Raw genomic sequence first — 12,935 nt, forward strand, 5'->3', positions numbered from 1 at the left:
CTCTTTTTTGTTTTTATATGGAAGAATAAGATACTATATAATCCTTACCTTTTTCTACAGTAAGTTCATAAAGTCCGTTACCCTTCGCCGAGATCTTTCCACCTTTTACAGATGGTTTACTTTTACTCTTGAAACGCAAGGTTCCTGTGCCTTCATCTCCTTTTACTTTTATTTGAGACGTACTTGCATAAACACTTATCTCTCCTTTAGGGGTAGGAACTTTGCCTTCTATCCATTTTAAACCACCTAAATTTGGCTCTACTACATAAGTATTATATCCCGGTGCCGTAGGTTGTACTCCTAAATAATACTTTCCTAAGAGGTATAAAGGACTAGCTCCCCAAGCATGGCAAAGACTCTTCCCGAACGGACGGCCATACATTGCGTAATGCTCAGCTCCTTTTTTTGAAGGATTATATTCTTCCCAGAAGGAAGTGGCCCCAAGCTTAAGCATGCCTCCCCAGTAATCCTTCATCTCTTTGGTAACATACGCTTGCTCACCTAAAGCACAAAGAGCTTCAAGCTCATAGAAACGCATATACGGTGTAGTGATCTTCTGAATGTTATCATTTAGTAGCACACTCTGTTTTACCGCTTGTTTCTGTTCCTCGTTGAAGTAATTAAAGAAGATACTGAACATATTAGCATAGCGTGTCACATTTTCTGTTTGCTTTCCATCAACCATACTGTGTACAAGAGCTTTCTTCTGATCATTCCAGTAGTTCTTAAATATCTTTGATTTTAGCTCTGCTCCTAACTGACTGTATTTCGCTTTTCCTTCCGTGTCTCCTGCTATTTCTGCACTCGTTGCCATTGTTTCCAGGCTTCGCGCTAAAAGGATCTGTTCAAAACTTACCTCTCCCTTTTTACTTAATCCCTCTGCCCAATCAATAAATACCCAGTCACCTGCTAAACCTTCCATCATTCCGTTCTTATTCCTTCTTGACAAGCAATACTCCATCAAACTTTGCATTCTAGGATAGAACTGTTTAATGAAAGACTTGTCGCCTGTATACTGGTAATAATCGTTAATACCTATAAACCAGTAGAAGGTATAGTCCATAATGGTATTGATGTGACTTGTTACCGGGTCCTTGCCCCGGTTAGCAAGAAGCGTTCTGGTTACCGAAGGAGAATCGAATAACAAGTAATAGTTCATCAAATAACTTTGATAGGCATCTCCAGACCATATCCAACGGTCACGTTTTATACCATCGATAAAAAACTCCCGGGTGTTAAGGTGGAAGGTATATTTCGCTACGTCATAGATCTTATTGATCTCGTCATCAGAGCAGCGGAAGCCGCCGCGATCAGCAACTGGAAGATACTCATAAAGCATTGAAACCGAATCGAGGGAAACCGACCCATCGTATTGGACATTCACGTAACGAAAAGCTTTCGTAAGTTCCATAACCGAATCTTTCTTAGCTCCCTGATTCAACTCCAGGTGATCCAGAGTTTCACAAGTTTCAGTAGCTAAAGCTTCCTCTTTAGATTCTCCATAGTAAATGTTTGCATTTCCTTTACCTTTTAAACCATGAAGCTTTATGTAACCAAACGTTTCTTTACCAAAATCCAGAAGTAATGATTTGCCATTCCGTTGAACACTAACGGCGGACTGGGCTTTAGTTGCTAGTTTAAACTTGGAGGGAGTACTTTGAGGAGTATTGAAATTCCAGGCACCGGCATTCAACCAGGTTGTTCCTGATTTATCAGAAGTCTTACCTGTTTCATCAATCCATTCTTTATCTTCGAAAGTAACCAACCACGAATCATCACTAACTACTTTGCTCCCTTTTACATAGATTGCCGGAACGGAAGCCTGATTAAAAACTTTTAAACTTAATTTATGCTTTCCAGCAGGGATTCGGATATGTTTCGGATAGCCTGAGATAGCTTTCCCATCTATCTTGACGTTATATTGTCCCTCAACAAAAAGGTCTACTTCTTCAGCTGCTGGCAAATCGAAATCTTTGTGAAAGTCAATTAAAGGATAGTGACTGTCCAGTTTCCAGAAGGGAGGAAAAAAAGAAGCCCTTTCTGTACGGCGATTCTGCATATTATTTCCCAACCAGATCTCAAAATCGCCAGGATACCAGATCCATGTAGCCTTACTTTGCGCAACGGCAATTTCAGACATTGCTAGTGAAGAAAATAAAAAACCTGCTGTTAACAGTCGTTTAAAAGGTTTAAACATCATAAAGTATTAAATGTAATCTAAGGTGTTACAATGGCGTTAGTCTTTTCCCAGGTATTCCTCGTTGAGGTGGTTCATGAATACCCCCTGAGCGAAACATAGCAAAGGTAAAATTAAAGGCTTAGTTCCCTCAGTTATTCAAGCATCTTAACTTGTTATTAGAAGATGTTATCATAAAATCAAATGAATCCCGCCATTTCTGTACGGGATTCTTCTAATATACGAGACATTTTCGAGTTCGGCCTACATATTAAGATAGGCTGAATTTTGGGAAATGGAGGGGTTCTGCTGAATCACGTTCAGAGGGATTGGCAATACTAATTGACCTTCATTTTTTATCGGCTTTGTTTTCTTGACAACTTCTACCGCCCTACCTGTTCTTTTCAAATCAAAAAAGCGATGGAACTCCAGGGCCAGTTCAACTCTTCTCTCATGTTCAATTGCTCTATCAAGACTAGGATATAGATTAGCAGGATATTGAGCTGTTCCAAATAATGGAAGCCCTACCCTTGCACGTACTTCGTTCAGATATTTGGGGTCGCCCGTTGCTTCCGAGAGCATTAATAGAACGTCGGCATAGCGAAGCACCATAAAATTGTTATTGCTTAACTCCCGTCCATTTGGTGCCGGTGCAGTCTTGTCTACCCATTTGTTAGGAAATTTGATAGGGATGAATGTTCCTGCCTTATTTGTATAACCGGGCGCAATAGTAACATCGCGTCTCACATCGTTAGCCTCAAACTCATTGTATAGATCATCTGTAACCTGGTTCATTCCTCCACCAAAAAGTGTAAGAACAAAGTTTTCTGTAGGAGCGAATTCAGTCCAGTAGTTACTATATGGATTACCAGCTCCTCCTTTATACTGAATCTCGAAGATAGACTCAGGGGTATTTTTTATAGTGGCTCCCCATAAGTTAGCGTAATTTGGAACAAGGCTATACTTTCCATATACGTCCATCAAAACCTGAGCAGCTTCAGGCTTTCTTCCTAAAGTCAGGTACACTTTACCGAGAAGAGTTTCGGCAGCATACTTTGTAGGCTTTCCGGGTGTAGATGCAACAGCTGCAGGTAAAGGAAGATGATCTACAGCATATTTAAGATCTGATATTACAAGATTATAGACGTCCGAAGCGGGGGATCTGAGCACATTATAACTTTGGGCAGCAGTTAGGGGACTTGTCACTAAAGGAATATCGCCCCACATCTGGACCATGTTGAAATAATACAAGGCTCTCAGAAACATCATCTGAGCTTTTGCCGACTCTTTGTATTGGTCGCTTAAGCTAGCTGCTTCAATCTTTTCCAATACCACATTTACATTATATACCGCCTTGTAATTCTCCTGCCAGAAACGGTACACTTCGGTATTGGACGGCTTGAGATCAAAATCTTTAAATGCTTTTCTGTCGGCCTGGATACCAGCCACGTTGTACATAGTTGCATTGTCAGACATTTGCTCTGCAAAATATGATACACTACTGGTTGGACTGTAGAAAGTATAAAGAGTAGCGAATGCCGCATTTGCAGCGAGATCAAAATCCTGAGTTGTTTTATAGAAATTCTCAGCGTTCGAGTTAGATATTGGAGCGAGATCAAGTTTTCCTTCACAGCCTGCTAGAATGCTTCCGGCAAAGAATAAAACGATTAGCTTCTTTATGTTGAGTTTCATCTTCTTTCAATTGAGGTTTAAAAATCAAGTTTAGCACCAAAGGTGATTACGCGAGGATTAGGGTATGATCCATAATCTACGCCTATAAATGCTCCTGTCGGTACCGTTACAGCAGATGTAGCGGTAGGTGTTGCATTTGAATAGATATTGGAAAATGAAGTAGAATTGTAAGTAGTATTTTCAGGATCATAGTTTAAATACTTGCTCCATAAGTGAACATTCTCGGCATTCAGGAACACCCTTGCTTTTTTGACTGGTGTTTTTGCAAATAGTTTTGTTGGAAGTGCATAAGAGACACGAATGTTTCTTAGTCTTACAAAAGTTGCATCTTCAACCCAATAGGAAGAAAATTTCTCCTGATAGCCCTTTGGCGAGATAGTAGGTTTGAAATGCTTGCCATCGCCAGGGTCACTTTCTGATTTCCAATAATTCGCAACTTCCGCATACGCGTTACGACCGCCGTTCCAGATTCCATTATAACGAACCAGCTGATTAGTAATCTCTCCTCCAAATGAACCTTGAAGCATGAATGAAAACTCGATACCTTTAAACGAAAACGAGTTGGTTAAGCCGGCTATAAAGTTGGGCTGGTTATTTCCTAAAGTAGTTCTGTCTGCCTCTGTGATCTTACCATCGCCATCCACATCCCTAACCCTTGGATCCCCAGGAGTAGTTACTCCATCTCCTTTTGCTGGACCCGCATCTATTTCTGCCTGGTTCTTATAAACACCATCAAAGATATAGCCATAGAAATTTGAGATCGGCTGACCGACTTCTGTCTTCACCGCTACCACAAAGTCCTGATAAATTAAAGGGGCATTACCTGGTCCAAGTTGTAGTACTTTATTCCTGTTTCCAGAAATGTTAAAGTCTGTACTCCAGTTAAATTTACCCACTACGTTCTTGGTATTCAAGCTGAGCTCAACCCCTCTGTTCCTTAGTTTTCCGATATTGGTTAACTGTGTGGAAAAACCGGTAATGTCTGGAACCGGAACGTTAAGCAATAGATCATTGGTAATAGAATTGTAGAACTCCGCATTTAAATTCACACGATTCTTAAATAAACCGAGCTCAATTCCGGTGTTAAACATATTTGTTTTCTCCCATTTAAGATCCGGATTTTGAATATTTGTGATGTTTAAACCATTGGCAAGATTTGTTCCGTAAACGTAGTTTGAAGAACCAAGAAGACCTACCGGACCATAGTTAGGAATCTGATTGTTACCCGAAACTCCATAACTGGCTTTAAATTTAAGATTACTTATTGCGGGTACACCTTTCATGAAGTCCTCATCCGAAATTAGCCAACCGGCGGATACTGAAGGAAAATAACCGAATCTGTTATTCTTTCCAAAACGAGAACTGCCATCTCTTCTAAGTACCCCTGACAAGAAATACTTGTTTTTAAAGTTATAATTCAACCTTCCCAGATAGGAGATTAACGCCCATTCGTATGCAAGTGATGTTCCGGAGTTGACGGTACCTGCATTTAAGGTAGTTACCAGATCGTTAGGGAAATTTCCTGCTCCTACTCCCATATATTCATCCCTTTGCTTCTGGAAGGTATATCCTACCAATGCATTGAAGTTATGTGATCCTAACTGCTTCTGATAGTTCAAGGTGTTTTCGGATAGCCAGTTTAGCATGAATCGGGAGTTAGCTGAGCCTTGAGCCGGCAGGGCTGAAGAATAACCAAACTTCTGATCCTTGTTCCAAAAGAAGTCGTAACGGGTATTAAAGAGGTTTGCATTTATACTGGTTCTGAATTTCAAACCCTTCACAATATTGTACTCGGCAAAGGCGGTACCAAGACTATTGAACGATTTGTTTTGTTTCTTAACCTCACGGGTTAATGAATAAGGATGCCATAATTGCAAGTCAGTGTAGGTTGCAAAACGGTACCAAGCTGAGTTTGGATCTTTAAAACCAAGGTTTCCGTTTTCATTGTAGACCGGGAATATTGGATCACTTTGCAAGCCCAAACTAACAACATCACTCTTTCCTTCAGTTCCATCCGTGCGGTCGTATAATCCAGTAAGGCCGAGGTTTAAGCCGATACTGAACTTCTCTGAAACCTTTTGCCGGATGTTTGAACGAATGGATAAGCGTTTGAAATAGTTATTATCAAGAACCGCTTCCTGATCGAGGTATGAGCCTGAAAATAAATATTGCGTATTTTCTGTCCCGCCAGATACAGAAACCTGTGCACGATCAGAGGGGGCAGAACGGAACATTACATCCTGCCAATCGGTGCCATTCCCAAGTTGCGCTCTTAAAGTCGGATTAGTAAAATCCTCTGGTATCCTATAAAGCACAGGTCTTGCACTATTCGGATTGTTAATATTGCCTCCCGTAGCTGCATAAGCATTATTGTGAGCATCAATATAGTATTGGATGAATTGCTGTGCGTCCATAAGATCTATTTTACGGGTCACATCCTGAATTCCGTGCTCATAGTCGGCGCTTATATTTACCTGGCCAGGTTTCCCCAGCTTGGTTGTCACGATCACTACCCCATTAGAACCTCGTGATCCATAGATAGCTGCAGACGAAGCATCTTTCAGTACTTCTACAGACTCAATATCCTGTGGATTGATGTAATTTAGATTGAAGTTTTCAATAGGCAGACCATCCACTACGTATAAAGGGTTTGTGCCAGCAGTGATCGAACTTGTTCCCCTGATACGGATATTAGGAGACTGTCCCGGGGCTCCTTGCGATTGTGTGATATTAACCCCAGGAAGTTGCCCCGCCAAAGCCTGGGTGACGTTGGTAACCGACCTGTCCTTGAACTTTTCATAGTTCACCGATGCGACAGAACCGGTAACCGCCCTTCTACTTTGAGTTCCATACCCTACTACAACTACTTCGTTCAGGCTTCTTGTATCGGCTTCCAGTCTGATTTCCAGTTGAGATTGATTTCCTACAGAAATCTGCTTCGACTTATACCCGGTGTAAGATACTTCCAACACCGGATTCGCATCATTAATGTTTATACTAAATCGTCCATTGACATCAGTCGTTGCCCCTTTTCCTTCCCCCTTAATTTTAATACTTGCCCCAATCAGGGCTTCACCATCTTTAGAGTCCAGAACACGACCTTTTACAAGTCTTGTCTGTGAGTAAACCGCTACCGATAGCAATAGCAAGTGAAAAAGCAATAGTATTCGCTTCATACGTAAAAAATTTAGTGCATGATTTACATGTACTGGTTAGTAATTGGTTAAAATCTCCTTATTATTTCTCGTTGAATAGTAGATACGGCACAGGGCCTTATGTTTTAATTAGCTAGCAAAAGCAAATTAAAAACAATTTATCGTAAATAAAAGAAACTACAAAATTTCTTTTATTTACAGTTATAGGGTTATTAAAAGCGAAATGAAATTAATAATAAAAGATTTGAAATTGATAGGGCTTAATTGGTAACCTGAAAAAAACTAAAGTCTGCGTGTCCCCCCTCAGGGGTCAGACCTCCATTAATACAATAGATACCTACTTTAGCCCCGATCCACATCCCTTTTTCTACTGGATAGGTTTTACCGATGCTAGTAAAATTCCTTCCATCGAGACTGTATAAATAACTGCAGGTAGCGTCTTCACGAATAATAGTGCGAAGCCAGACAGTGGGGTTATTAAGAGGGATTTTAACGAGTTCTTGGGGATATTGGAATTTCCTTTCAACTCTTTTCCCTTCACTCACTACCAGGTCGAAGCCTGAGACTGATTTTCGAACAGCTATTGAAGTGTAGTAGTTCCCCACTACAGCGAGACCAGCGTTGACAAGATCTGAATTTGCACTAAGAGTCAGTTTAGTGGTAAAAGTCTGGCTAGGTGATGAAATTTTCTGAAGCAACAAGTTCCCTGCGTAAAACAGACTTCCATCATCAGTTGGAGAAGAAACAGCATTAAGTCTGAGTACCTTCTTCTCAGGCATCAAGCTATACCAATCTTTCTCCGGAGCCGACTGCCATTGCCACTGCAAACCAAGATGCGCTGAAGAAAAGTCATCAGAAGTTTGAGGGGTCTGAATAGGGTGTTTGCTAGCCACATCAGGTTTTCTGTAAGAGTCAACAGGTTCTCCTATACCGTCGTTATTATTATCTATTCCGGGGATAGGCCAGCCTTTCTTCCAAACTACAGGCTGCATATGAACAATTCGTCCATAGAAGCCTTTGTCCTGAAAATGAATAAACCAGGTCTGGCCAGTTGGGGTCTCTACAAATGCACCTTGATGAGGGCCATTGATTGCTGTGTTGCCCTGATTCAAAACAATCTTATCTTTATAAGGGCCATAGATATTTTTTGAACGAAAAACAGATTGCCAGCCTGTGCTAACTCCCCCTGCAGGAGCCGCGAAATAGTAATAGCCGTCTCGCTTTTCCATAAACTTAAAGCCTTCCAGAATCGGTTGTTTATTGTCATCCCTATAGATCAGTTTTCCATTATCCAGCAGTTTTGTTCCGTCATCAGACATTCTATGTAAAATTGCAGGTCCGGCTCCTACCCTGCCTCTTAAAAGATAGGCCTTTCCATCGCTGTCCCAGAAAGGACAGGGATCCTCCCAGTTACCAACATCCTGGACCAATTGTAATTTCCATTTATCACGCGGATCTTTTGCTGTTGCAAGGAATAGACCATCTTCGGGCGTACAGAAATAAACGTAAAACTTCTTGTTATGATAGCGAATTGCCGGAGCCCAGGACCCTTGCCCATGCTGAGGTTTCTTATATCGTTCTAAAGGTAGATTTGAGTAAATATGATTAATAATAGTCCAGTTAACCAGATCTCTTGAATGTAACAAAGGGATCCCCGGCTGACAAGTAAAACTTGATGCAACCATATAATAATCGTGCCCAACCCTAATAACATCGGGATCTGAATAATCAGCATAGAGTATAGGGTTTTTATAAGTGCCGTCGCCCTGATCAGATTTCCACTGAGAATAAACAAAAGAAGGTAAACCTATGAAGCAGATGAAGAAACCAAGACATACTTTAAACATAATCTAACTAAATAATTTTTGCGATATCCTTCTTCCGGCAGTCACACTGCTGGCTCAGCTTACCGTCCGCTTGTTAACCATCGATGTACTAATCATCTTATGCAATAGCTTCGAGCCAGCCTTTATAAGACCTATGAACCATGGGATGGGCTGCAGGCGTATTCACTTCCTTTCTGCTATTTAACATCTTCAACTGATCTATACTTTCAAAAAGACCGATTCCTAAACCAGCCAGGTATGCTGCACCTAAGGCGGATACATCAGGCATCCCCATATGGACAACATTTTTCTCCAGAAGATCTGCCAAAAATTGCAACACGAATTTATTCTTTGTAATGCCTCCGTTAACCATTAACTCCTTGAGCGGAATACCCGTGTCTGATTCCATAGCTGAAATTACATCTTTAATTTGATATGGGATTGATTCGAGTGCCGCGCGGATAATGTGGTTTTTATTAGCACCAAAGGTAAGACCAGCAATAGAAGCCTTTCTATTCATCTGCCAGTAAGGAGCACCCAAGCCACTGAAAGCAGGAATAATATATACCCCATTATTGTTATCAACAGAAAGAGCAATAGCTTCTGTTTCCATACTATCTTTTATGAGCCCCAATTCGTTTTTAATCCACTCTATTGTAGCGCCACAGGAAACAATTACCCCTTCCAATGCATAATCAACCCTATCTTTTGAACTCCAGCATACAGTTCTGATCATACCGCTTCCCGATGCAGGAGGTAATTCACCAACATTCATCAGGATGGAACAACCTGTTCCTAATGTTGCTTTTGCCGTGCCAGGAGAAAAACAACCCTCCCCGAATGCCGCAGCATGAGAGTCACCTATCATCGACCAAATTGGAATCTTTAATTCAAAAATCCCATCGAAGTCAGACTCTCCAAAATAACTAGAGGAAGGCCTGGGTTCAGGCAATTTGAGCCGGGACAAACCAAAAGAATTTAATAGTTCGGCATCCCACTTTAATTCCGCCAGATTGAAAAATAATGTTCTGGATGCATTCGTATAGTCTGTAAAATATTTCTGTCCATTAGTTAAGCGGAACAGCAACCAGGAATCTACAGTACCGAAATAGGCGCGTCCTTCATCTACTGCTGTTGTTACAGCTGCGTTATTTTCGTAAAGCCACAACAACTTAGTACCTGAAAAATAAGGATCTATGATCAGGCCGGTTTTGGACTGTACCACCTCATTCATTCCCTGATCCTTTAACCTCTCACATATTTTAATCGATCGTTTGCATTGCCAAACTATGGCATTGTGTAAAGGTCTTCCCGCCTCGTCCCAAATCACAAATGTTTCTCTTTGGTTAGAGATTCCACAAGCTTTTATATCAGTGATCTGTCCACCCTTGTCCCTGAATTCTTTTATGCAGTCTCTTACAGAAGCCAGCACGTTCTGGTAGATTCCTTCCGGATCTTGTTCAACAAATCCATCCCCGAAATACTCTGTTTTGAGAGGCGCCAATCCCCTCGAAAAAACCTGTCCTTTTTCATCAAATACAAGGGTTTTTGTACTGCTGGTTCCCTGATCAACAGAAATTATAAATGAGTTCATCAGTCGTTCTTTGAATTAGATTTATCAATAATTACAGCAAGGAGAATTACAGCACCTTTTACCACTTGCTGCCAGAAAGGCGATACATTTAGCAGCACAAGTCCATTATTCAAAACTCCAATAATAATTGCTCCCAGAACCGTTCCTAAAACACTTCCTTTTCCACCGGCCAGAGACGTTCCGCCTATAACCACCGCAGCTATAGAATCGAGCTCGTAACTCACCCCAGCATTAGGCTGAGCGGAATCTAAGCGGGATGTTACCAAAATGCCACCTGTTGCAGCCAGGCCTCCTGCAATTGAATAGACTACTATTTTTACCTTGTTAACATTAATCCCGGATAGCCTCGATGCACTTTCATTACCGCCGATAGCATAGATATACCTACCCAACCTGGTTTTATTGGTAATTACCCCGGCAATTGCAACCACTATAGCAGATATCCATACGGGGACAGGAATACCAAAAAGCCAGCCTGTACCAAGATATGCAAACTTCTCTCCCATACCAGAGATCGGAAATCCTTCCGTGTACAGGAATGTAAGGCCCCGGGCAATAGTAAGCATCGCCAGAGTGGCTACAAAGGGAGGGACTTTGAATTTCGTAATTACCCAACCATTAAAGCCTCCTAAAGAGAATCCCAGTAACAAACCAATAACAATAGCTCCTAATAATGTAAAACCAACGAACAAATCAGCCGAGGGTAAAGGTATTCCATTTTTAAGGAGACCTGCAGTGATAGCACCACACAGTGCAAGTACAGAACCAACAGAAAGGTCAATTCCTGCAGTCAGAACAATCAAGGTCATTCCTACGGAAATGGTGATGTTTACAGATATCTGCCTCATCACGTTCCATCCGTTAGACATCGTAAGAAACTTATCTGACAGAATGCTTATTAATAAACACAGTATCAGAAGTGCAATTAGTGATTGGAATTTAACCAGATATGGCTTATATAATTTCAGTTCCATTAGAAGTTTAAATTGAATTTGGAATAGCAGCTTTTAGAATAATTTCTTCGCTCGCCTCTGCAATAGGTATTTCGGCAGTCACCACCCCTTCACTCATAACAAGTACCCGGTCTGAAACTGCAAGGATTTCAGGAAGCTCGGAAGAAACCATAATAATACCCATTCCTTTATCAGCAAGGCTTAGAATAAGCTTATAGATTTCATTCTTAGCATTGATGTCAATACCCCGTGTCGGTTCGTCCAGCAGTAATACTTTAGGATTAGTAGCTAGCCATTTAGCGATAACGATCTTTTGCTGATTGCCCCCACTTAAACTATCTGCTGTTTGCTTTACCGAGGATGTTTTAATCTTCAAGTCTTCGCGGTACTTCTCACATAATTTCGATTCTTTTCCGTCATTGAGAAGTACACCAAGTGTTTGATTCTCCTTAAGTGTTGTGATACCTATGTTTTTCTGAACATCTAATCCAAGTACGAGTCCATCCTTTTTCCTGTCCTCGGGCACCAAAGCAAGACCTGCTTTGATAGCACTGGAAGAGGAAGTTATGGGCACTATCTTTCCATCCATTGTAATTTCCCCTTTGGCAAGCTTGGGATGCAGTCCGAAGATCGTTTCCAGAAGTTCTGTTCGTCCCGCACCCATTAAGCCAAAGATTCCCAGTACCTCCCCTTTCTTCAATGAAAAAGAAATGTCTTTAAGAAAGTCTTCGGTTTTTCTATTAGGATTTTTTAAGGACAGATTTTTAACACAAAGCACGTCCTCGGATGTACACTGAAGGTCTTTACGACGGATCAGGTTGATTTCTCTTCCCACCATTTTCTGAATGATGTCATCTGTCTTCATTCCATCCATCCTTCCTGATTCGATCATCTTCCCATCCCTAAGAACAATATACCGGTCGGCTATCTTGAATAGCTCATCCAGCTTATGCGAAATGTAAACTATGGCTTTGTTTTCACTTCTGAGATTATTAATGATCTCAAACAGCACCTTCACTTCACTTTCAGTAATGGCCGAGGTCGGCTCGTCCATTATAATCACTTCTGATTCTGTTAAAAGCGCCTTCGCAATTTCAACAATTTGCTGCTGTCCAACCTTAAGGTCGACGATTAAGGTATCAGGCTCTACCTTTAGCTTTAGCTTTTCCAGCAATTCACGAGTTTTATTTCGCATTGCTTTTTTATCTAAAGCACCAAAAGATGTTTCCATTTCCCTTCCCAGGAATATATTTTCGGTGATACTTAAATAAGGGATAAGGTTTAGCTCCTGATGGATGATAGCTATACCACATTCCTGAGCTTCTTTAGGATTTGAGAAGCGAACTGTATTTCCTTTGAAAATAATCCGGCCCTCATATTCAGGATAAACTCCCGACAAGATTTTCATTAAGGTAGACTTGCCTGCTCCGTTCTCTCCAATTATTGCAGTTACTTCAGCTCCATGAATTTCGAGTGTTATATTTTCCAAAGCTGTTACGCCTGAAAAACGTTTGGTTACATTCTCTACAACAAGCATAT

7 protein-coding genes are annotated in these 12,935 nt (G+C 41.1%); all 7 read right to left on the minus strand.

Annotated elements, in window-relative coordinates; genetic code table 11:
- Positions 1-13: 13 nt before the first annotated feature.
- The 7 genes from J4N24_RS18380 to J4N24_RS18410 all read right to left on the minus strand — a co-directional run bounded on the left by J4N24_RS18380 (position 14) and on the right by J4N24_RS18410 (position 12,933).
- Positions 14-2,200, minus strand: a complete 2,187-nt coding sequence (locus J4N24_RS18380) for an alpha-L-rhamnosidase-related protein (protein ID WP_207535182.1) — start codon at positions 2,198-2,200, stop codon at positions 14-16.
- A gap of 240 nt (positions 2,201-2,440) precedes the next feature.
- On the minus strand, positions 2,441-3,868 hold the full coding sequence (locus tag J4N24_RS18385; RefSeq protein ID WP_242691717.1) for a RagB/SusD family nutrient uptake outer membrane protein: 1,428 nt from the start codon (positions 3,866-3,868) through the stop codon (positions 2,441-2,443).
- Positions 3,869-3,885: 17 nt separating this feature from the next.
- On the minus strand, positions 3,886-7,044 hold the full coding sequence (locus tag J4N24_RS18390; RefSeq protein WP_207535183.1) for a SusC/RagA family TonB-linked outer membrane protein: 3,159 nt from the start codon (positions 7,042-7,044) through the stop codon (positions 3,886-3,888).
- Positions 7,045-7,283: 239 nt separating this feature from the next.
- Positions 7,284-8,870 carry a glycoside hydrolase family 43 protein gene (locus J4N24_RS18395; RefSeq protein ID WP_207535184.1) on the minus strand — a complete coding sequence of 529 codons (1,587 nt, stop codon included), beginning with the start codon at positions 8,868-8,870 and terminating at the stop codon, positions 7,284-7,286.
- Positions 8,871-8,967: 97 nt separating this feature from the next.
- Positions 8,968-10,443 carry an FGGY family carbohydrate kinase gene (locus tag J4N24_RS18400; protein WP_242691718.1) on the minus strand — a complete coding sequence of 492 codons (1,476 nt, stop codon included), beginning with the start codon at positions 10,441-10,443 and terminating at the stop codon, positions 8,968-8,970.
- Positions 10,443-11,417 carry an ABC transporter permease gene (locus J4N24_RS18405; protein ID WP_207535185.1) on the minus strand — a complete coding sequence of 325 codons (975 nt, stop codon included), beginning with the start codon at positions 11,415-11,417 and terminating at the stop codon, positions 10,443-10,445. Before J4N24_RS18405 ends, J4N24_RS18400 begins: the two co-directional genes overlap by 1 nt.
- 7 nt (positions 11,418-11,424) lie before the next feature.
- Positions 11,425-12,933 carry a sugar ABC transporter ATP-binding protein gene (locus tag J4N24_RS18410; RefSeq protein ID WP_207535186.1) on the minus strand — a complete coding sequence of 503 codons (1,509 nt, stop codon included), beginning with the start codon at positions 12,931-12,933 and terminating at the stop codon, positions 11,425-11,427.
- Positions 12,934-12,935 lie beyond the last annotated feature (2 nt).

This window comes from Desertivirga arenae (genome assembly GCF_017355785.1).
GTDB lineage: Bacteria > Bacteroidota > Bacteroidia > Sphingobacteriales > Sphingobacteriaceae > Desertivirga > Desertivirga arenae.

Excerpts from the sequence above, each read along its gene's own strand:
- J4N24_RS18405 (WP_207535185.1), bottom strand. The coding sequence starts at position 11,417 with ATGGAACTGAAATTATATAAGCCATATCTGGTTAAATTCCAATCACTA.
- J4N24_RS18385 (WP_242691717.1), bottom strand. The coding sequence starts at position 3,868 with ATGAAACTCAACATAAAGAAGCTAATCGTTTTATTCTTTGCCGGAAGC.
- J4N24_RS18400 (WP_242691718.1), bottom strand. The coding sequence starts at position 10,443 with ATGAACTCATTTATAATTTCTGTTGATCAGGGAACCAGCAGTACAAAA.
- J4N24_RS18390 (WP_207535183.1), bottom strand. The coding sequence starts at position 7,044 with ATGAAGCGAATACTATTGCTTTTTCACTTGCTATTGCTATCGGTAGCG.
- J4N24_RS18395 (WP_207535184.1), bottom strand. The coding sequence starts at position 8,870 with ATGTTTAAAGTATGTCTTGGTTTCTTCATCTGCTTCATAGGTTTACCT.
- J4N24_RS18380 (WP_207535182.1), bottom strand. The coding sequence starts at position 2,200 with ATGATGTTTAAACCTTTTAAACGACTGTTAACAGCAGGTTTTTTATTT.
- J4N24_RS18410 (WP_207535186.1), bottom strand. The coding sequence starts at position 12,933 with ATGCTTGTTGTAGAGAATGTAACCAAACGTTTTTCAGGCGTAACAGCT.